The organism is Bradyrhizobium sp. CCGUVB14, from assembly GCF_024199935.1.
Taxonomy (GTDB): domain Bacteria; phylum Pseudomonadota; class Alphaproteobacteria; order Rhizobiales; family Xanthobacteraceae; genus Bradyrhizobium.
Map to the genome: position 1 here is coordinate 2841418 of NZ_JANADS010000001.1, position 21332 is coordinate 2862749.

Genomic DNA, 21332 nt, shown 5'->3' on the forward strand with positions numbered 1-21332 from the left:
CCATGTCTATACAAGCGGGCGAACTCGGTCCGGCCTCTCGTTCATCCAACTGGCGCACGCCGGCCGTCATCATCCTCTGCGGCTGTGCGATCGGCATGCTGGGCTTCGGCCCGCGCTCGGCGCTTGGCTTCTTCGTGCAGCCGATGAGCCACGAATTCGCATGGGGCCGTGACGTGTTCGGCCTCGCCATCGCCTTCCAGAATTTGCTGTGGGGATTGGGCCAGCCATTCGCGGGCGCGGTTGCCGATCGCTTCGGCCTGTACCGCGTGATGTGCGTCGGTGCGCTGCTCTATGCCGGCGGCCTGCTGCTGATGCGCTATTCGTCGACACCGTTGTCGCTCAATATCGGCGCCGGCGTGATGGTCGGCTTCGGTCTCGCCGGCTGCTCGTTCAATCTGGTGCTGTCGGCGTTCACGAAGTTGCTGCCTGCCGAGAAGCGCGGCCTTGCGCTCGGTGCCGGCACCGCGGCGGGCTCGCTCGGCCAGTTCCTGTTCGCGCCCATTGGTGTCGCGCTGATCGACAATTTCGGCTGGCAGCAGGCGCTCACCGTGTTCGGCTTCCTGATGCTGCTGATCATCCCGCTGGCGCTGGCGATCTCGACGCCGCCGGTCGCAAGCACGGCCAATGCGGCACCTGCGGATGAGCAGACCATCACCAAGGCGCTCGCCGAAGCCTTCGGCCATCGCTCCTACGTGCTGCTGGTGCTCGGCTTCTTCACCTGTGGTTTCCAGCTCGCCTTCATCACCGTGCATCTGCCGGCGTTCCTGGTCGACCGCGGCATCTCGACGCAAACCGGCGGCTGGGTGATCGCGGCGATCGGCCTGTTCAACATCATGGGCTCGCTCAGCGTCGGCTATCTCCAGAATAGCTTGCCGAAGCGCTACATCCTCTCGACGATCTATATTACCCGTGCGCTCGCGACGCTCGCCTTCATCTCGTTCCCGATCACGCCGTTCTCGGCGATCGCGTTCGGTGCGGTCTCGGGCCTGACCTGGCTGTCGACGGTGCCGCCGACCTCGGCGCTGGTGGCCCTGATGTTCGGCACGCGCTGGCTCGCCACGCTCTATGGCTTTGCCTTCGTCAGCCATCAGGTCGGCGGCTTCCTTGGCGTCTGGTTAGGAGGCATCGTGTTCGAGAAGTTCGGTTCCTATACGCCGATCTGGTGGCTCTCGATCCTGTTCGGCGTGCTCTCGGCTCTGATCAATCTTCCGATCGTGGAAAAGCCGGTCGCACGAGCGGTTGCGCAGCCTGCCTGATCGGCTAAACATCCCGGTCAAACAAGTCAGGGAGTTCAGCCGTGGCCACATTCAAGGCGATCAGGATCGACAAGGCCGACAAGGGCACCACCGCCGCGCTCACCCAGTTCGACGAAGCCGAGCTGATGGATGGCGACGTCACCGTCCGCGTCGAATGGTCGACGCTGAACTACAAGGACGGCCTCGCGCTCACTGGCAAGGCTCCGGTGGTGCGCCGCTTCCCGATGATCGCCGGCATCGACTTCGCCGGCACGGTCGAAGCTTCATCGCATCCCGCGTGGAAGGCGGGCGACAAGGTCGTCTGCACCGGCTGGGGCATGGGCGAGACCCATCTCGGCGCCTATGCCGAGAAGGCGCGCGTCAAGGGCGACTGGCTGGTCGCTCTGCCGCAGGGCCTGTCGGCGCGCGATGCCATGGCGATCGGCACTGCCGGCTTCACCGCGATGCTCTCAGTGCTGGCGCTGGAGAAGCACGGCGTCTCGCCCAAGAGCGGCCCGGTGGTGGTCACGGGTGCTGCCGGCGGCGTCGGCTCGGTCGCGACCGCCGTGCTGTCCAAGCTCGGCTACCACGTCATCGCCTCGACTGGTCGCGCCTCGGAGGCCGACTACCTCAAGAGCCTCGGCGCTGCCGAGGTGATTGACCGCAACGAATTGTCGGCGCCGGCAAAGCCCCTGGCCAAGGAGCGCTGGGCGGGTGGCGTCGATAGCGTCGGCTCCACCACGCTCGCCAATCTGCTGTCGATGACGAAATATGGTGGCGCCATCGCCGCCTGCGGTCTCGCCGCCGGCATGGACCTGCCGTCTTCTGTCGCACCCTTCATTTTGCGCGGGGTGTGCCTTCTCGGCATCGATTCCGTGATGTGCCCGATCGAGCCGCGAAAAGCCGCCTGGCAGCGGCTGGCGTCCGACCTGGATCGGTCGAAACTATCTGAAATTACTGCGGAAATTTCGCTCGCCGAAGTTCCGGAATGGGGCGCGAAAATCCTCGCCGGCCAGGTCCGCGGCCGCATCGTGGTAAAAATTGTCTAACGGCGTTCAGACTTTACCAACCAAGCTGCTTCAATGTCGCCATGGTTAGTATGGTAAGCAGCGGGTAAAGAGATAAGGCATCGCCCGCTGCGGGGGTTTGGTTCGGAGTTGAGCATGCTTGCGCGTATTGTGTTGGGGGCTGTCACGGCAGTCGTGACGTTTGCGCCGGCCATCGCCCTGGCCGGCAGTATGAATGCGGATGAGGCACGCCGCTTCGTGGCCGGCAAGGTATTCGCCTTCACCTGTTTCGACGGCACCCGCGGTGCGGGCCGCATCCTCGACGATCTCGGCGCCGCCGGCGCGGTACAATTCTCGGGCTCAGGCCCCGTGAAACATCTCCGCCTGCCCGGCAACACGCTCCAGATCCGCGGCCAGAACGTTTGCGCCTCGATCAAGGGCATTCCGTTCGAGCCTTGTTTCAACCTCGAAAAGACCGACGACCGCAGCTTCCGCGGCTCGGTCTCGGGCATGGGCTTTGCCTATTGCGACTTCCACCACCAGGGCGGCAACCAGATGCTGATGGCGCGCGCCGTTGCACGGCCGCGCTCGTTGCGTGCGCCGGAGCAGACCGGTTCGGTCAACACATCAAGCACCGAGGTCGCCGCGCGCGTCGAGACTCCGCGGGTCGAGAGCGGCCGAATCGAGCCGGTGAAGTCGGAAGTGAAGTCCGAGCCCAGATCCGAACCGAAGAACGAAGGTCCGCTCGAGCTGCGCCGTTCGACCGAGTGACATCCGGCGCAAAACTGCGCGCGCGATTTACCTGCCTTTGACGAATGCATCGCACGCGAAACCGCGGGCGCCGTAATCATACGGCTCGCGGTTTTTATGCCTTGGTAGCGACTGGCGCCCCAGCCTTGCGCAACGGCCGGGGGGCGGCCCTCAACAAGGGTTCAAAGAATGTCGCTGTATTTCTTCCGCATCAGCTCCGGTCGCTATTCCGGCGCCGCCGATCAGCCGTACGAGTTCGAGGATCGCGATGCCGCCTGGAAAGAGATGACCGAGGTCTGCTCCAATCTGCTCGGCAGCATCGTGCGCAATCTGAAGCCGAACGCGAAGTGGAGCATGGAGTTGCTCGACGAGAACAAGGAGCCGGTGTTCCGGATCAGCCTCGCGGGCGAGGCCATGTGCTGCGAACCGCAGGGCGGACGTTAACGAGGACGGCACCTGCAAATCCGCGAGGCGGTGATCCCCTGCACGTGAAAGCTGTGCAAGTCCGTGAGCTTGAGCAGTGTTTCCAGTATTTCTACCCACGCGCGAGCGTCCGCGCTTAACGTTAATGAGCAACCTGCCGGTTAGCCTTCCCGGGCTGTTTACGCGCTTCGGCGCGGCCATGTGTACCCCTGGGAATATTGCAATGACGTTCATTCAAAACCTGCGGATTGGCACCAAGCTCGCCATCACCTCGGCGTTGACCATCGGCCTCGTCGCGCTGCAGATCTATCTGCAGATGAGCGGAGACGCCGAGGTCCAGAAGCTCAACGTTGGCGCGACGGGGCAGCAGGCGATTGCGCAGAATGCCGCTGAGGCGAAGGCCTCGGTGCGCGGGATGCAGATCGGCATCCGTGATATCATGATGTCGTCCTCGCCGGCGGAGATGCAAAAGGCGGCCACCTATTTCAACGACCGGCAGGCGGCGGCTGAGAAATTCACCGGCGAAATGGCCAAGCTCTCGCGCTCGCCGGAGAATCGCAAACGCATCGATCGCCTCGCTGTGCTAATCGGCGACTTTCTGAAAGGCGAGCGGCAGATCGAGGCGATCCGCAAGCAGGAGCTCGCGCTCGACGGCAAGAAGGACGGCGAAGCGGCGGCGCAACTCGCGAAGCTGGTGGCCGAGGTCGATCGGGTCCGCAAGGAGACCCTGGCGCCGATCAACGAAGAGATATCTGCACTGACAGACCAGATCACGGCATTCGCCAAGCAGAGGGCCATCGAGACCCGCGCGGAAGCAGAAACGGAAGCCGCCTCCGTCGCGCGGACGTCCTTCATCACGGGCGTGCTGGTCGCGCTGCTCCTGATCGGTGCCTGCATCTTCTCGGTCTTCAGCATCGCACGTCCGATGCGCGCGCTGACGGTCGCGATGGAAAAGCTCGCCGGCGGCGACTTCTCGGTGGTGCTGCCGGGACTCGGCCGCAAGGACGAGGTTGGCGAGGTCGCCGGCGCGGTCGAGAAATTCAAGATCGTCTCGGAGCAGAAGGCGCACCAGGAAGCGGAAGCCAAGATGCGCCAGGATCAAATCGCGGCCGAGCAGCGCAAACTGGAGATGCGCAGGCTCGCTGATAGTTTCGAAGGCGCCGTCGGCGAGATTGTCGGTACGGTGTCGTCGGCTTCGACCGAGCTCGAAGCCTCCGCCACGACGCTGACCTCGACTGCAGAGCGCACGCAACAGCTCACCACCGTCGTCGCAGCAGCCTCGGAGGAAGCCTCCACCAATGTGCAGTCGGTGGCATCGGCGACCGAGGAGCTATCGTCCTCGATCACCGAGATCAGCCGTCAGGTGCAGGAATCCGCGCGGGTGGCGAGCGAGGCCGTCGGCCAGGCCCGCAATACGACCGAGCGCGTCAGCGAACTGTCGCGGGCGGCGACGCGTATCGGCGACGTCGTCGAGTTGATCAACACCATCGCGGGCCAGACCAACCTCCTGGCGCTCAACGCCACGATCGAGGCGGCGCGCGCCGGCGAAGCCGGCCGCGGCTTTGCCGTGGTCGCTTCCGAAGTCAAGGCGCTCGCCGAGCAGACGGCAAAGGCGACCGGCGAGATCGGCCAGCAGATCTCCGGCATCCAGACCGCAACGCAGGAATCCGTTGGTGCCATCAAGGACATCAGCGACACCATCGAAAAGCTGTCCGAGATCTCCTCGACCATCGCAGCCGCCGTGGAAGAGCAGGGCGCGGCGACACAGGAGATTTCCCGCAACGTGCAGCAGGCCGCGCACGGCACGCATCAGGTTTCAGCCAACATCACCGACGTGCAGCGTGGCGCGAGCGAGACCGGATCTGCGTCCTCGCAGGTGCTGTCCGCCGCGCAGATGCTGTCCACCGACAGCGACCGCCTGAAGCTGGAAGTGGGCAAATTCCTGGAGACGGTGCGGGCGGCCTGATCAAACCCCGGCGGGAGTTCTGCGTCCTGCGCAACTCTCGCGCAGTGATTGCCGCATTCATCGCGACCGAACCCCCGTGTTTCTACGGCGAACACGGTTAAGGGAACCGGAAAGAATTTGCGTGAAGGTCATGGAAATTCAGCCGCTTGCGCGGTGATCTCCGCGAAGGATTCAAGTCATGCATTTTCTCGGCCGCTTCCGCATCCTGAGCAAGATCCTCGGGATCGTCGTCCTGCTGTGCGGGATCGGCGCCGCGATTGCCTGGATCGGTGTCTCTGCCCTCGGCGATCTCAGCGAAAAGGCCGATGTGATGTCGACCTCCGCACGGCGGTCCTTGCTCGCGGCCCGCGCCAACCAGAACGTCATCGCGCTCAATCGCGCGGAATTCCGTAGCGCGCTCGACCCCCGTGATGACAACCGGCTCGCCGCGCGCGAGGTGATCAACGCGCAGCTCAAGCAGTATCAGGAGCGCTTCGACGAGGTCAGCCAGACCCCGGACGAGAAAGCCAAGGCGCTGCTCCCGGGCGTGCGCGACGCCTTCTCGGCCTACAAGACCCAGATGGATGCAACGCTTGCGGCAGTCGAAGCAGAGAAAGCATCGAAGCTGAGCGAGAGCGCCGACAAGCTGCGCGACGCGGCCCTTAAGAGCAGGACCGCCGCTGAAAATCTCCAGGGCAAGGTCCGTGAGCTCGCCGATCGCCTCAACGCCCGCGTCGAGGAGAAGAGCAAGGAGGCGCGCGAGCAGTACGAATCGACGTCGCGTTTCCTGATCATCCTCGCAAGCCTCGGTGTCGTCATCGGCGGTGTATTGGGCTTCGTCATCGGCCAATACGGCATCGCCAAGCCGATCCGCATGATCGTCGGCGTGCTGCAGGACCTCGCCAGCGGCAAGTATGAGGTTCAGATCGTCGGCCTCGATCGCAAGGACGAGGTTGGAGAGGTTGCCAAGACGGCGGAAGTGTTCCGCGACAACGGCCTCGCCAAGATCCGCATGGAAGCCGAGCAGAAGGAGGCGGAGAGCCGCGCAGCAGCGCAGCGTCGTCAGGACATGCTGCAGCTGGCCGACCAGTTCGAGAGCGCGGTCGGCGAGGTGATCGAGACCGTGAGCTCGGCTTCGACTGAGCTCGAGGCGTCCGCGACGACGCTGACGTCGACCGCCGAGCATGCGCAGCAGCTCGCGACCGTGGTGGCCTCGGCCTCCGAGGAAGCTTCCACCAACGTGCAGTCGGTCGCGTCCGCGACCGAGGAGCTGTCGTCTTCGATCACCGAGATCAGCCGCCAGGTTCAGGAATCGGCGCGCGTGGCGAGCGAGGCGGTCGGTCAGGCCCGCACCACGACCGATCGCGTCGGCGAGCTGTCCAAGGCGGCAACGCGCATCGGCGACGTCGTCGAGCTGATCAACACCATCGCCGGCCAGACCAATCTGCTGGCGCTCAATGCCACGATCGAAGCGGCGCGCGCCGGCGAAGCTGGCCGCGGCTTTGCCGTGGTCGCGTCCGAGGTCAAGGCCCTTGCCGAGCAGACCGCAAAGGCGACTGGTGAAATCGGCCAGCAGATTTCCGGCATCCAGGCCGCCACCCAGGAATCGGTCGGCGCCATCAAGGACATCAGTGACACCATCGAACGCCTCTCGGAGATATCCTCGGCGATTGCGGCCGCGGTGGAAGAGCAGGGCGCGGCGACGCAGGAAATTTCCCGCAACGTCGCGCAAGCCTCGCAGGGCACCCAGCAGGTGTCGTCCAACATCACCGAGGTGCAACGCGGGGCCAGCGAGACCGGATCGGCCTCCTCGCAGGTGCTGTCGGCGGCACAGTCGCTATCTGGCGACAGCAACCGCCTCAAGGTCGAGGTCGGGAAGTTTCTCGGCACCGTTCGCGCGGCCTGACGCGCCCCCAATGGACACGAGTTACAAACGCCGCGCGATCGCGCGGCGTTTGCGCACGCACATGTTGCGCCGCCGCGACGAATGAGATGCAGGGTTAACCTTCCGGAAAAGCGACGCAGGCATGATCCCCGCAATATTCCGGGTGCTGAGTCGCCCGTCTGTATTGCGTCTTGAGCGTTTTGGAGCACCTTCATGAGCGGTCTTTCCATCCGCCTGACCCACAAGGTCATGGCGATCGGGCTCTTCGGCCTCGTCGGACTGGTCGCCTTCGGCGCGATCTACGAGATCGGCAGCCTCTCCCAGGACGCCTCCCGCGACGTCGCCAACCGCGCCCGTGCGATCGCCGACCTCAACAAGCAGCTCTCCATCGAGATGCTGGAGGCCCGCCGCAACGAGAAGAATTTTCAGCAACGCCGCAACGAGAGCTATGCCAAGGCGCATGCCGAACTGATCGGCCCGATCAACCGCGATTTCGACGAGGTCGAACGGCTGATGTCGGCAGGCGGCATGGGGGCCCTGTCCGACAGGACCAGGCAGGCCCAGGAGGGCTTCAGGCGCTACACCGCGGATTTCAACGCTCTCGTCGCTGCCGAAACCAGGCTCGGGCTGAACGAGACGCTCGGCCTGTCCGGCTCGCTCCGTGCCGCGGTGCATGACATCGAGGCGAAGCTGAAGGAGGTCGACGATCCCAGGTCGACGAGCTGGATGCTGATGATGCGCCGGCACGAGAAGGATTTCATGCTGCGGCGCGACCCAAAATACATTGCCGAAGTAAAGAAGGCCGCGGTTGAATTCTCCAAGGCGATCGAGGTCGTCGCCGTTCCCACGGCGGCGATGAACGACATCACGGCCAAGCTCCAGAAGTACCTGGCCGAGTTCGCGACCTGGGCCGAGACTGCACAACAGAGTGCGGCCCTGGATGCCAGCATGATGAAGACCTTCCGCGAGCTCGAGCCGGGGATGGCCGAGGTGCGGACCACGGTCGATGCCATGTACAGGCAGGCCGATGCCGCCGAGGCCGCGACCCGCGACGCCGTCCGGTTCTGGATGATGATCGCCTTCGGCATCACCGTCGTTGTTCTCGCCGCGGTCGGCTTCCTGCTCGGGCGCTCGATCTCGCAGGCGTTGTCCGGCATGGTCGATGCGATGACGCGGCTTGCGCGCGGCGAGCTCTCGATTGCGGTACCCGGCATCGGACGCAAGGACGAGATCGGCGAGATGGCCGGTGCGGTCGAGGTGTTCCGAACCAACATGACGGAGGCCGAGCGGCTGCGCGCCGAGCAGGCGGAAGCCGACACAAGACGGCGTGCGCAGCGCAAGGCGGACATGAAGCGCCTCGCCGATGATTTCGAAGGCGCGGTTGGCGAGATCATCGAGACCGTCTCATCGGCGGCAACCGAGCTCGAAGCCTCTTCCAATACGCTGACGCGCGCGGCCGAGCGCTCCAACGGGCTCGCCACTTCGGTCGCGTCGGCCTCGGAGGAAGCGTCCGCGAATGTGCAGTCGGTGTCGTCTGCGAGCGAGGAGATGACGTCGTCGATCTCCGAGATCAGCCGTCAGGTTCAGGAATCGGCACGCGTCGCCGACGTCGCTGTCGAGCAGGCGCAGCGTACCAATGCGCGCGTCGGCGAGCTGACCAAGGCGGCGGGGCGCATTGGCGATGTCGTCGAATTGATCAACACCATCGCCGGCCAGACCAATCTGCTGGCGCTCAACGCCACGATCGAGGCCGCGCGCGCCGGTGAGGCGGGCCGGGGGTTTGCCGTGGTGGCGAGCGAGGTGAAGGCGCTGGCCGAGCAGACCGCGAAAGCAACCGGCGAGATCGGCCAGCATATCGGCGCGATCCAGAACGCGACGGAGGACTCGGTCAGCGCGATCAGGGAGATCGGCGACACCATCGCGCGGATGTCGGAAATCTCCTCGACCATCGCCGCCGCCGTCGAGGAGCAGGGCGCCGCCACGCAGGAAATCTCCCGCAACATTCAGCATGCCGCGCAGGGCACCACCAACGTGTCGGCCAATATCGGCGAGGTCCAGCGCGGTGCGGGCGAGACCGGAGCTGCGTCCGCCCAGGTGCATTCGGCGGCGCAATCGCTGTCGCAGGAGAGCAATCGGTTGAAGAGCGAAGTCGCGCGCTTCCTCGATTCCGTGCGCGCGGCATGACGGTGAAGGTCGCCATGGACCGATGCAGCGTTGAATTGGTGTGCTGGTGTGGCGCTGCGGGATATTCGCGCGATCGCAACAAATAGTTGCAGCCGGGTTAAGTATCGAGAATCGGCAAAACCGTAGTTCTCCTAGGCTCTTGTTAACGCCTGTTTGCAACTATGGGCGCAATCTTACCGGATAAGAACCAGCCAGCATTGTTGGAATGACCACCGCCCACCGTCCGCCGCGACGGTCGCGGCGCGGGTGATTTGTGCGTTCAGGTATCATCGGGATTTGTCGTGATGTCGAAGTTGTCGATCGTCTTCAAGCTTCTGACCGTGTTGTCGGTCCTCGTGCTCTCGCTCGCGGGCGTCGGCGTCGTGGCGATCGGCACCATGCAGAGCATCAACTCCCACACCGTCGAGATCGCGCAGAGCTGGCTGCCGAGCGTTCGCGCGCTCGGCTCGATCCGTGCCGATGTCAACGAACTCCGCGTCGCGCTCCGCCTCCACCTGATGCAGGACACGGCCGAGGGCAAGGAGGCGGCCGAGAAGCGCCTCGCCTCGCTGCGCGAACGCATCGAGCAGACCCGCAAGACCTACGAGCCGCTGATCACATCTGCCGAGGAGCGCTCCATCTACGGGCAATGGACGACGGCCTGGGGCGAATATCTCAATGGCGTGCAGGAAGTCATGGCGCTGTCGCGCAAGAGCCCAGGCAAGTTCCCGGCCGACGCCAACGAACTGCTGCAGACCAAGGTCGCAAAGATGGCCCAGGCGGCCGATCCGCTGCTGACGAAGGACATCGAGCTCAACAACCGCGGGGCCGAACTGGAGACCCAGCAGGCGGCTGACAGCTACGCCACGATCTTCCGCGTGCTGGTCGGCATCATCATCGCCTCGGTCGCGATCGCGATCGGCGCTGCCTATTATCTCGTGCGCGACGTGTCGCGCGGCATTGCCTCGATCATCAAGCCGATGCAGTCGCTCGGCGAGGGCGACCTCTCGGCCGACGTGCCGCATCGCGGCGAGAAGACCGAAATCGGCTCGATGGCGGATGCGCTCCAGATCTTCAAGGAAGCGCTGATCGCCAAGAAGGCCGCCGACGAGGCGGCCGCGCGCGATGCCGAAGCCAAGATCGAACGCGGCCGCCGCGTCGATGCCATCACCCGCAAGTTCGAGGCCATGATCGGCGAAGTCGTCGGCACCGTCTCCTCGGCCTCGACCGAGCTCGAGGCATCCGCAACGACGTTGACCAACACCGCCCAGCGCGGTCAGGAGCTCTCGACCGCGGTCGCAGCCGCCTCCGAGGAAGCTTCGACCAACGTACAGTCGGTCGCCTCGGCATCGGAAGAGCTGTCGTCCTCCGTCACCGAGATCAGCCGCCGCGTGCAGGATTCGGCGCGCATGGCCGCGGAAGCGGTCGACCAAGCGGCGCGGACCAATGCGCGCGTCAACGAGCTGTCGCAAGCGGCTTCCCGTATCGGCGACGTCGTCGAGCTCATCAACACCATCGCGGGCCAGACCAATCTGCTGGCGTTGAACGCCACCATCGAGGCGGCGCGCGCCGGCGAGGCCGGCCGCGGCTTCGCCGTCGTCGCCTCCGAGGTCAAGGCGCTGGCCGAGCAGACTGCGAAGGCGACCGGCGAGATCGGCGCACAGGTCGCAGGCATCCAGGCCGCGACGCAGGAATCGGTCAACGCGATCCAGGAAATCGGCGGCACCATCGAGCGGTTGTCGGAAGTGTCCTCCGCGATCGCCGCCGCCGTCGAGGAGCAGGGCGCCGCCACGCAGGAGATCTCGCGCAACGTGCAGCAGGCCTCGCTCGGCACGCAGGAAGTCTCGATGAACATCACCGACGTGCAGCGCGGCGCGATCGAGACCGGATCGGCCTCGACGCAAGTGCTCTCGGCGGCGAAGTCGCTGGCGACCGACAGCACCCGCCTCAAGGTCGAGGTCGCGCAGTTCCTGGAATCGGTCCGCGCGGCCTGATCCTCAACTGCCCGTCTGCGGAGCCGGCGGCGGGACCTGCCGCCGGAACAGGATGCGCTGGTAGAGCCAGCCGATCGCCACCAGCACGACGCCGAGGCACATGAACGACAGCGCGCGGTAGACGCCGGTCAGCGTCGACATGTCGATCACGAAGGCCTTCAGGATCGTCAGCGCGATGACAGCGGCCGACGCCAGCCGCGCCCGCTCGGAGTTGAGCGCTATGCCGATGCCGAGCAGCACGACGCCGAAGGCGAGCCAGCCGATCGAATAGGTGTATTGCTCCGCCCCCGTGGTCTCGCCGGTGGTAAGGAACGGGCCGTGATAGAAGCGGCGGATCTCCAGCGTCAGGTACGACAGCGCAAACACCAGCGCCGCGCCCGCAATCGTATTCGCATAGATCTTGCCGCGTGCACCGACCACCGCATAGGCGAGCAGCAGCATCAGCACCGCCGGCAGCGCGTAGCAGAGTAGCAGCAAATTGAACACGGCGCCGCCGACATCGATGTGCCAGATCAGCGGGTTCTCGAGGAACAGCAGGCCGAACACGCTGATGAAGCCGGCGATCGCGGTGAGCAGAAGCGCGCCGATATTGTGCACGATGCTGTGGCTGCGCAGCCGCAATCGTTCCAGCCCGATCGCCATGGCCAGTGACACGCAGACCTGGAGGCCTGCTTCGAGCAGTGACGGCGCTGCGATCATGTCGCCGCCGGTTGCGAGATGGCGGACCTCCATGAAGGCGAGCAGCGCGGTGAACAGGATCGCGGCCGCCTCCACCATGCGCAGCGGCGCGTCGTCAGCGCGTCGGCGGAGGAATCTGCTCGCCGCCCAGAACGAGGCCGCGGGCAGGCCGTAGCCCCACAGCAGCCAGTTGAAGATCGGCGCGGTGCCGACGGCATCGCCGACGATGCGGGGATCATAGAGGATGCGCGCGGTGACGATGCTGGCGAAGATGGCGGCGAGCCAGCGTAGGAACGGAATCGGCCGCTGCAGCGCGATCCAGGCGGTGCCGAGCGACATCAGCGCCAGCGCGATGGTGAGCCAGCCCTTCTCCAGCGCAAAGGTCAGCGCCAGCGCCAGCGCGCCGAGCGTGCCGGTCGCAAACAGCGCCGTCGAGATCGCGACGCCCGGTCGGGTCTCGCGGCGGGTCAGCGTTTCCGTCGCGAACCCAAAGGCCGCCGCGAGCAGCACCGCGAGGATCGCGAACGGGATCGAGCGGTCGAGATGGGCGATGCGGGCGTAGAGCGCGACCAGGATCGCGATCGGCGTGGCGACACCCGCCGCCGACCACACCACGGGAATGATCGCCGAATTCGAGCGCCCTTGCGCCAGGAAGCCCGCAATGCCGAAGCCGGCGGCGAAGATCGCGGCCATCATCAGATGCAGCGTCACCGCGCTGTCGGTGGCCGTCGGCGTGATGCCGGGCATCGGGCCGCCCGGCAGCACCAGCATGTCGGGATTGGCGCGCACGGCCCATTCGGCGAACACGATGAGCACGGTCGCAGCCGCAGCGCCCAGCGCACCGGCCGCGGCCTCCGCGCGCCAGGCGACGAACAGCGTCGCCGCAACGAGCAGCGTATAGGTAATCAGCGCGAGATCGGCATGCGCGCTCGACAGCACGATCAGCATCGCGCCGAACAGATAGGCGCCGAGTGCGCTCGACGACACCGGCTCGATCTGTCCGTCCTCGATGGTCGGGCCGAACATGAAGCCGCAGACGACGAGCAGCGCGGCCAGCACGAAGCCCGCGATCACATGGAAGGCATGCGGCGCAACCTGCAATTCACCGGTATCGAGTCCCGGGAAGACCCAGAGCACGGCGAAGACGATCGTCGTCACGGCGAGCCAGCGCCACAGCCGGATGCGGGCGAGGCCAAAGCTCGCGGCAGTGACGATGGCGAGATAGATGTACAGCGCCCAATAGTCCGGCTTGCCGCTCGAGACGAGCACCGGCGTCGCGAACGCGCCGACCACGCCGAGGCCTGCGAGCGCCGGCCCATGCAGCAGCGCGGCTGCGAGCGTCCCGAGCGCGACGAGGCCGAGCAGCACGAAGGCCGTGGCAGGCACCAGGAAATCATAGAGCGCGTAGGCGGCGTAGACGGTTGCGAACGCGACCGCGGTCCCGGCCGCGGTGAGGATCGCGGGGATGTTGGCGATCGGCAGTGCCGCGATGGTGGAGATGCTCTCCTTGCGTCGCGTCCATTCCCCGGCGCCCAGCAGCGCGAGCGCGAACAGGCCGCCGAGGAAGATGCGCACGCCGGGGCCAACCAGGCCGGCCTCGATCGAATAGCGCACCATGAAGAAGCCGCCGAGCGCGAGCGCAAGGCCGCCGATCCACACCACCCAGCGCGTACCGAGTCGTTCCTCGAAGCCCGGTTCTCTCGAAGCAGGAGCCGGCGTGGGTAGAGGCGGCGGCGCATCGGCCGCGGTGCTGGCTTCGGGCAGGGGCGGTGAGACGTCCTCGGTCACGAGAGGCGGTGGCGACACCTCGGCTTCGGCTTCGGGCGCAAGCGGCGGCGGCTCTGCCGCGCTCGTCGTGGGCGCAACAGCCTGCTCCTGGACCGGCATCAATGGCGGGGGCTGGACCTGTCGCTGCGCCTGCAGCGCGGCCTCCAGCGAGCCCAGCCGCCGGCGCAGCTCGGTCACCTGGTTCGACGCCTTCAGCGCGATCAGGAACGCGACGATCGCAAACATCACTGCAAAGACGTCGAAGGGAGCGTCGAACATGGAGTCTCCTGGCAATCGGCGGGCAGGGGCCGATCGTATCTTGAGTCTTAGTCTTTGAGCAGGGTCTTGCCGGAAAACCGCTTCGCGCCTTTCCGGATCATGCTCTAGCGCCGGGAGCGTACGCGCAAGCCCGGCGCGGGTCGCTCCTGGAGCACGTCACGGCGGAAGCGATAGAGCGCCGCCGGTCTCCCGCCCGTCTGTGTCGACATCACGCCGGTCGGTTCGACCAGGGCCTCGGTTTCGACCAGACGGCGGAAATTCTGCTTGTGCAAATGGCGGCCGGAGATCGCCTCGACCGTGTACTGCAACTCAGTGAGTGTGAACTCGGCGGGCAAAAGTTCAAACACTACAGGGCGATACTTCAACTTTGCGCGCAGCCGTGCGATTCCCGTGGCGAGGATCCGACGGTGGTCGAACCGCATGGAGGTGCCGAGCGCGGGCAGCGCCTTGCGCGCCAATGCCGCAGGCCGGCCATCGCGCCGCGCCTCCTCGACGAGGCCGGCCTCGTACAGGAGTTCATAGCGGTCGAGCACGCGCTCCTCGTCCCAGGCCGCACCGTCGAGGCCGAAATAGAACCGGACGCGATCTCTCCGCGGCAATGCGCGTGTGGTCTCCGGCGTCTCCTCCTCGGCCCATCTGTTGAGCTCAGGGATGATGTCGCGGGCGATGATCGTGGGCGGCGCCTCGCGCCAATCTTCCCAGGGGAAGAAGCGGTACCAGGGCTCGAAGCTCGCCGCATTTGCGGCGCCCTCGGCGGCGCGCGTCAGCGCCAGATAGCCGATCGACACCATATGTGCGCCGGTGTCGGCGGCCTCCGCATGACGGCCGCGGTCGCCAAAGGTGTAGAGCTGCTCGACATAGCCGAGCCGCAAGCCTGCCTGCTCCTCGACCCAGGCGCGCAGGCCGATCTCGAAGGTGCGATGGCTCGGCGCATCGAACGGACCGAACGGCAATCCGGTCAAGCCGTCGCCGCCGCGCGCGGTCAGCACCAGCGGCTCGTGGTCTTCGATCGCGACGATCGCGGCCGTCAGGCCAATCTCGATCGGCGTCAGCTTTTCGCTCATGCAATCACGATCGCTGATGTCATTCGAGCTCGATCACGAAGGGGCGGCCCTCGACCATCATCTCGCCCGGACCCATCTCGTCGAGCGCGCGCAGCATGCGGCCGTTGCGCCCCAGCGCGCGATCGGCGAGACCGACGATACGGCGGTTCGGCGAGGCGATCGGGGACGCCGCGCGGATCTTCTTCGCGATCTCGATTTCGTCGCGATCGGGATTGAGCGCGCAGACGGCAGCGAATGCGCTCGCCGTGGAACGGCTGATGCCCGCATAGCAATGCACCACCAGCGGCGCGCCGCGGTCCCAGCCGCGCACGAAATTCAGCACCTGGTCGATATGGGCCTCGGAGGGTGCGACAAAGCCATCCAACTCCTCGGTAATATCGTCCATCGACACCTTGAGATGATTGGCAGGGAGCACCGACACCGGCCGCACCACCTGCTCGACATTGGCCATCACGGTCAGCACATGGCTGGCCCCGGTGCGGCGGACGGTTTCGGGAAGGGCGGCGAGCGAACAGACGTGGATCATGGCGGACCTTTTTCACCGATTATAGCCGGTGCCGTAGGGTGGGCAAAGCGAAGCGTGCCCACGACTTTTTGCGCAATTGCGAGAAGTCGTGGGCACGGCGCAAGAGCGCCTTTGCCCACCCTACGACTCCTACGCAAACACGGCGCCAAACCGCTCCAGAAACTGCTTCTCGGCCCGCGCCGCTGTCCAGGGCGTCAGATAGTCGCGCCGGACGCTGTCGGAGAGGCCCGGGTCCTTGCCGAACAGGCGCTTGGCCTCGCTCTCGCCGAAGCCGGCGAGCTCGGTCGCCTCCAGATAGGCCGCGCCGCGATCGGCGGCCTTGATGGCGAGCGTGATCTCGTCGGGCAGCACCGGCGGCAGACCGAAGCGGATGTGGATGGCGCCGAGCAGACGCTTCTCCACGGCCTTGTAATGGCCGTCGAGCACGGCCTTGAACGGTGAGATCATGTCACCGATCACATATTCGGGCGCGTCGTGCAGCAGGGCTGCGAGCCGCATGCGTTCGTCGACGCGCGGCATCTCGTGCCGCAGCACGAGCTCCACCAGCAGCGTGTGCTGCGCGACCGAGAAGATATGCGCGCCGGTGGTCTGCCCGTTCCAGCGGGCGACGCGCGCAAGTCCATGCGCGATGTCGGCGATCTCGATATCGAGCGGCGAGGGATCGAGCAGATCGAGCCGACGACCCGACAGCATGCGCTGCCAGGCCCTGGACTCCGCGTCGCGTGCGGTCTTCCTGGCCGTCATTTGGCCTTGAGGCGCGGCTTGCGCTGCAACTTGCTGCAGCTTGCGTGGCAGTGGCAGTCGACGAGATGATCGTTGACCATGCCGGTCGCTTCCATGAAGGCATAGACGATGGTCGGGCCGACGAATTTGAAGCCGCGCGAGGATAGCTCCTTGGAAATCTGCGTCGACAGCGGCGTCGACGCCGGCACGCTCGCGGTGGTCTTGAAATTGTTGACCTTGGGCCGTCCGTCCATGAAGTCCCAGAGCAGCTTCGAGAAGCCCGGGCCTTTCTCCATGATGTCGAGATACGACTTCGCGCTGAGGATTGCGCCGTCGATCTTGGCGCGGTTGCGCACGATGCCGACGTCGTTCATCAGCGCGTGCACCTTCTTGTCGGTGTAGCGCGCGATCTTCTCCGGCTGGAAATCGTCGAACGCTTTACGGAAATTGTCGCGCTTGCGCAGGATCGTGATCCAGGACAGGCCGGCCTGAAAACCGTCGAGGATCAGCTTTTCATAGAGCGCGCGGTCGTCATATTCCGGCACGCCCCATTCGGTGTCGTGATAGGCGACATAGAGCGGATCTTCACCTGGCCAGGGGCAGCGGGTCTTTCCGTCGGGATGCAGGCGGGGAGCACGGCTCATGCGATGGGCTGCTTGGTGGGAATGCGAACAACGTCGGGTTCTGCCAGCTTCAACGCGAGACCGCCAGCGGTAAGCGGCTGGCCGGCATCGAGCGCGTCCGCAACGCGGTCGATGCGCACGAGCGCAATGCCCTTGCCTTGCGCCGACGAGCCCATGGTGCCGACGGATTTGTCTCCTGCCATGATGCTGACACCGGCCTCGGGCGAGGAGTCCTCGAGCAGCACCTTCACGCTGCGGGTGCGGGCAGTGCCGCGATGCTGCATGCGCGAGACGACCTCCTGGCCGACATAGCAGCCCTTGTCGAAATCGACACCGGCGAGGCGGTCCATATTGGTCTCGTGCGGGAACGCATCGCTGTACATGAAATCGAGCCCGCCGCGCGGCACGCCGAGTGCGATGCGATGCGCCTCGTAATCGGCGGCATCGACCAGCTCGGCGCCGATCAGGTCGGACAGTTTCTGCTTGAGATCTTCGGGGATCAGGATGCGGGTGCCGAGCGCTTCGTTGCGCGGATCGGCAAAGGCGAGGTCCGGCTGAGCGCCAGGCTGTCCGTCCCAGGCCGCGAGCACGCCGAGATCGTCGGACAGGTTATCCACCGTCACCTTGGCGCGCAGCTTGTAGAATTTCAGCTTGGTGGCGAGCCCATCGGCGAGCGGTTTCGGGCAGTCGATCAGGAACCCGCCGCCATGGCCGGCGGGGGCTTCCGTGATCAGGAAATCCACGATGATCTTGCCCTGCGGCGTCAGCAGCGCGCCGAATCGGCCCAGGCCCGGCTTGAGCCTGTCGACATCGGTCGTGATGAGGCCGTTGAGGAAGTTGCGTGCGTCCTCGCCCGCGACCTTGATCACGCCCCGGTCGGGAAGAAACGCTGATTTCATGCGAAAATCTCTTGCGACATGGTGCTCCGGAACGTAAGCCCGCAAGGCATAAACGACAAGACCTCGAGCCCTGCGCTTGGGGATGAGAGAGGCCTCCAGCCATGACCCAGCGTTTCGATGTGATCCTCAAAGGCGGCACCGTCGTCAACCAGGACGGCGAGGCTGTTCGCGATATCGGCATCGCAGGCGGTCGCATCGCCGAGCTGGGCCCGCTGTCGCAGGGCTCCGCCGCCGAGGTGATCGACTGCAAGGGCCTGCACATCCTGCCCGGCGTGATGGATACGCAGGTGCATTTCCGCGAGCCCGGGCTGGAGCAGAAGGAAGATCTCGAGACCGGCTCGCGCAGCGCCGTGATGGGTGGTGTCACCGCCGTGTTCGAAATGCCGAACACTTCGCCGCTCACGGTGACGGAGGCGACTTTCACCGACAAGGTGAAGCGCGCGCACCACCGCATGCATTGCGATTTCGCCTTCTTCATCGGCGGCACCCGCGAGAACGTGCAGGATCTGCCGGTGCTCGAGCGCGCGCCCGGCTGTGCCGGCGTGAAGGTGTTCATCGGCTCCTCGACCGGCGCGCTGCTGGTGGAGGACGACGAGAGCCTGCGCCGCATCTTCCAGGTGATCCGCCGCCGCGCGGCGTTCCATGCCGAGGACGAGTACCGCCTGAACGACCGCAAGTCGCTCCGCATCGAGGGCGATCCGCGCTCGCATCCGGTGTGGCGCGACGAGACCGCGGCGCTGATGGCGACGCAGCGCCTTGTCAAGCTCGCGCACGAGACCGGCAAGCGCATCCACGTGCTGCATATCTCGACCAAGGAAGAGATCGAGTTCTTGCGCGATCACAAGGATGTCGCCTCCTGCGAGGCGACGCCGCATCACCTCACGCTGGTCGCGCCCGAATGCTACGAGCGGCTCGGCACGCTGGCGCAGATGAACCCGCCGGTGCGCGGCGCCGATCACCGCGCCGGCATCTGGCGCGGCATCGAGCAGGGCATCATCGACGTGCTCGGCTCCGACCATGCGCCGCATACGCTGGAAGAGAAGCAGAAGACCTATCCGGCCTCGCCCTCCGGTATGACCGGCGTGCAGACTTTGGTGCCGCTGATGCTCGATCACGTCAATGCCGGCCGACTGTCGCTGGCAAGGTTTGTCGATCTCACCAGCGCCGGCCCGGCGCGGCTCTACAACATGGCCTGCAAGGGCCGCATCGCCGCCGGCTATGACGCCGATTTCACCGTGGTCGATCTCAAGCGCAGTGAGACCATCACCAACAAATGGGTGGCGTCCAAGGCCGGCTGGACCCCGTATGACGGTGTCCGCGTCACGGGCTGGCCCGTCGGCACCTTCGTCCGCGGCCGCCGCGTGATGTGGCAGGGCGAACTGGTGACGCCGTCGCAGGGCGAACCGGTGCGGTTTCTGGAGACGTTGAAGCAGTAGGGAATTGTGGGTGAGAGGTACGCACGTGCCACACATCCAGTGTCGTCCCGGCCTAGTGCGCAATTGCGCACGGGGGCCGGGACCCATACCGCGAAATCTATCTGTGATCGACGGTCGCAGTACCAGCGAAGGGATTAACGGCTAGTCTTCGCCAAACGTCTCCCTGTGGTTATGGGTCCCGGCCTTCGCCGGGACGACGTCGGGGAGGGATGGGAGTGCAATCAATGTCCCAACCGACACCCCTCATCACCACCGAGCAACTCGCCGCCATCCTCGGCGACCCCAACCTCCGCCTCTACGACTGCACAACCTACAACGAGCCGGTCCCACCCGGCAGCGATGTGCCGTATCGCGCCGTCCCCGGCGACAAGACGTTCGCGGCCGGCCACATCCAGGGCGCGGATTTCCTCGACCTGCAGGGCGAATTTTCCGACGGTTCCGCGCAGCAATTCTTCATGATGCCGGCCGTGGCCCAGTTAGAGGCCGCCTTCGGCCGCCACGGGCTCGATTCAACCAAGACCATCGTGCTCTACAGCATCGGCACCATGATGTGGTCGACGCGGTTCTGGTGGATGCTGCGTTCACTCGGCGTCGATGCGCGGGTGCTCGACGGCGGTTTCGACAAATGGAAGAACGAGGGGCGGCCAGTCGAGACCGGCGCCCCGAAGGGCTATCCGGCGACGACCTTCAAGGCCGCGCCGCGCACCGGCTTCTTCGTCGACAAGAACGTTGTGAAGGCGCGTATCGGCGATCGCTCCACCGTCACCGTCAACGCACTCGGGCCGCAATTTCATAAAGGCCTCGAGCCGAGCCGCTATGGCCGGCCGGGCCGCGTACCCGGCAGCGTCAACGTGTCGGCTGCAACGCTCGTGAATGCCGACAAGACCCTGACCTCGCTTGCGGATGCCGAAGCCAAATTCGCCGCGGCAGGGGTCACGCGCGACAAGAACGTGATCCTTTATTGCGGCGGCGGCATCTCGGCGACGATCGACCTGCTCATGCTGACGCAGCTCGGCTACGACAAGCTGACGCTCTACGATGCCTCGATGGGCGAGTGGGCGAGGGACCCGGCGCTGCCGATCGAGACGGATTAGGGTGCTAATACCCTCCCCCTCCAGGGGAGGGTAAGTCAGAAAGTTGGGAACTTCTTGTCCCGGCTTGCATCCAATGTCGGAGAGCAACGGAAACGAGCAGGTGACAGCCATGCAACGGACCGCAGCCGGCCTGTCCGCCGGTATCAGGACATCGGAAGCTGTGCTGATCGACCGTGCCCGGAGCCGGGACGAGGCCGCGCTCCGCGAGATCATGCAGGCCAACAATCGCCGGCTTTATCGCCTTGCGCGCGGCATCCTGCGCAACGACAGCGAAGCCGAGGACGTGGTGCAGGAAACTTATGTCCGCGCCTTCACCCATCTCGACGGTTTCAGGGGCGAGTCCGGGCTGTCGACCTGGCTGTCCCGCATCGCCATCAACGAGGCGCTTGGCCGGGTGCGCAGCGCCAAGCCGCATGTCGAGCTCGGCGCGGTGGGCGAAGCCGCGCTCGAGGCGCAGATCATCAAGTTTCCCGTTTCTCCCGCAGGCGATCCGGAAAGGACCATGGCCCAACGTGAAATCCAGCGCGTCGTCGAACGCGCCATCGACGAGTTGCCGGATGTTTTTCGCATGGTCTTCGTTGCACGCGTCATGGAGGGCATGAATATCGAGGAGACCGCCGATCTGCTCGGCGTGAAGCCCGAGACCGTGAAGACGCGGCTGCATCGTGCCCGCACCATGCTGCGCGAAAATGTCGAGAAGGAAATCGGCCCGGTGATGATGGACGCGTTCCCGTTCGCCGGCTGGCGCTGCGAGCGGCTGACCGTGTCGGTGCTGAAGCGCCTCGGAATCGGCGGCTGAAATTTTTCGGGAACGTTTGCGCGAAGCGCCCATCCAATTCCT

The 21332-nt window shown here is 65.4% G+C and carries 17 protein-coding genes; 11 read left to right on the forward strand and 6 right to left on the reverse strand.

The window, feature by feature from the left end; all coding sequences use genetic code 11:
* Nucleotides 1–2 precede the first annotated feature (2 nt).
* From NLM32_RS13065 to NLM32_RS13100, 8 genes are all read left to right on the forward strand, one after another.
* Nucleotides 3–1256, forward strand: coding sequence for an MFS transporter (locus NLM32_RS13065; protein WP_254129377.1), 1254 nt, complete (start codon nt 3–5; stop codon nt 1254–1256).
* A gap of 41 nt (nt 1257–1297) precedes the next feature.
* The gene (locus tag NLM32_RS13070) at nt 1298–2284 is read left to right on the forward strand and encodes an MDR family oxidoreductase (protein ID WP_254129378.1); all 987 of its coding nucleotides are present in this window, start codon (nt 1298–1300) and stop codon (nt 2282–2284) included.
* Nucleotides 2285–2398: 114 nt separating this feature from the next.
* A complete protein-coding gene (locus NLM32_RS13075; protein ID WP_254129379.1) occupies nt 2399–3013 on the forward strand; it encodes a hypothetical protein in 615 nt (204 codons plus the stop codon).
* A 168-nt stretch (nt 3014–3181) separates the two neighbouring features.
* Nucleotides 3182–3436 (forward strand): DUF6894 family protein, encoded by a 255-nt coding sequence (locus NLM32_RS13080; protein WP_254129380.1) that lies wholly within the window; start codon nt 3182–3184, stop codon nt 3434–3436.
* A 202-nt stretch (nt 3437–3638) separates the two neighbouring features.
* Nucleotides 3639–5381: a methyl-accepting chemotaxis protein gene (locus NLM32_RS13085; protein ID WP_254129381.1), complete on the forward strand. Its 1743-nt coding sequence runs from the start codon at nt 3639–3641 to the stop codon at nt 5379–5381.
* A gap of 178 nt (nt 5382–5559) precedes the next feature.
* Nucleotides 5560–7266, forward strand: coding sequence for a methyl-accepting chemotaxis protein (locus NLM32_RS13090; RefSeq protein ID WP_254129382.1), 1707 nt, complete (start codon nt 5560–5562; stop codon nt 7264–7266).
* Between the two features lie 192 nt (nt 7267–7458).
* Entirely contained in the window at nt 7459–9429 is a 1971-nt protein-coding gene (locus tag NLM32_RS13095) for a methyl-accepting chemotaxis protein (RefSeq protein ID WP_254129383.1), read from the forward strand.
* Nucleotides 9430–9713: 284 nt separating this feature from the next.
* Nucleotides 9714–11402 carry a methyl-accepting chemotaxis protein gene (locus tag NLM32_RS13100; protein WP_254129384.1) on the forward strand — a complete coding sequence of 563 codons (1689 nt, stop codon included), beginning with the start codon at nt 9714–9716 and terminating at the stop codon, nt 11400–11402.
* Between the two features lie 3 nt (nt 11403–11405).
* Here NLM32_RS13100 and NLM32_RS13105 read toward each other — a convergent pair whose 3' ends face one another.
* The 6 genes from NLM32_RS13105 to NLM32_RS13130 form a co-directional block, all read right to left on the reverse strand.
* A complete protein-coding gene (locus NLM32_RS13105) occupies nt 11406–14126 on the reverse strand; it encodes a DUF2339 domain-containing protein (RefSeq protein ID WP_254129385.1) in 2721 nt (906 codons plus the stop codon).
* Between the two features lie 104 nt (nt 14127–14230).
* Entirely contained in the window at nt 14231–15190 is a 960-nt protein-coding gene (locus tag NLM32_RS13110; protein WP_254129386.1) for an NAD regulator, read from the reverse strand.
* A 19-nt stretch (nt 15191–15209) separates the two neighbouring features.
* Nucleotides 15210–15716, reverse strand: coding sequence for a tyrosine phosphatase family protein (locus NLM32_RS13115; RefSeq protein WP_254129387.1), 507 nt, complete (start codon nt 15714–15716; stop codon nt 15210–15212).
* A gap of 129 nt (nt 15717–15845) precedes the next feature.
* Nucleotides 15846–16460: an HD family hydrolase gene (locus NLM32_RS13120; protein WP_254129388.1), complete on the reverse strand. Its 615-nt coding sequence runs from the start codon at nt 16458–16460 to the stop codon at nt 15846–15848.
* Nucleotides 16457–17083, reverse strand: coding sequence for a DNA-3-methyladenine glycosylase I (locus tag NLM32_RS13125; RefSeq protein WP_254129389.1), 627 nt, complete (start codon nt 17081–17083; stop codon nt 16457–16459). The genes NLM32_RS13120 and NLM32_RS13125 overlap by 4 nt, the downstream gene beginning before the upstream one ends.
* Entirely contained in the window at nt 17080–17961 is an 882-nt protein-coding gene (locus tag NLM32_RS13130; RefSeq protein ID WP_254129390.1) for a folate-binding protein YgfZ, read from the reverse strand. The genes NLM32_RS13125 and NLM32_RS13130 overlap by 4 nt, the downstream gene beginning before the upstream one ends.
* Before the next feature lie 101 nt (nt 17962–18062).
* Between NLM32_RS13130 and NLM32_RS13135 the strand changes: the two genes are divergently transcribed.
* From NLM32_RS13135 to NLM32_RS13145, 3 genes are all read left to right on the forward strand, one after another.
* A complete protein-coding gene (locus tag NLM32_RS13135; RefSeq protein ID WP_254129391.1) occupies nt 18063–19397 on the forward strand; it encodes a dihydroorotase in 1335 nt (444 codons plus the stop codon).
* Between the two features lie 224 nt (nt 19398–19621).
* On the forward strand, nt 19622–20491 hold the full coding sequence (locus NLM32_RS13140; RefSeq protein ID WP_254129392.1) for a sulfurtransferase: 870 nt from the start codon (nt 19622–19624) through the stop codon (nt 20489–20491).
* A 109-nt stretch (nt 20492–20600) separates the two neighbouring features.
* Nucleotides 20601–21290, forward strand: coding sequence for an RNA polymerase sigma factor (locus NLM32_RS13145; protein ID WP_254129393.1), 690 nt, complete (start codon nt 20601–20603; stop codon nt 21288–21290).
* Nucleotides 21291–21332 lie beyond the last annotated feature (42 nt).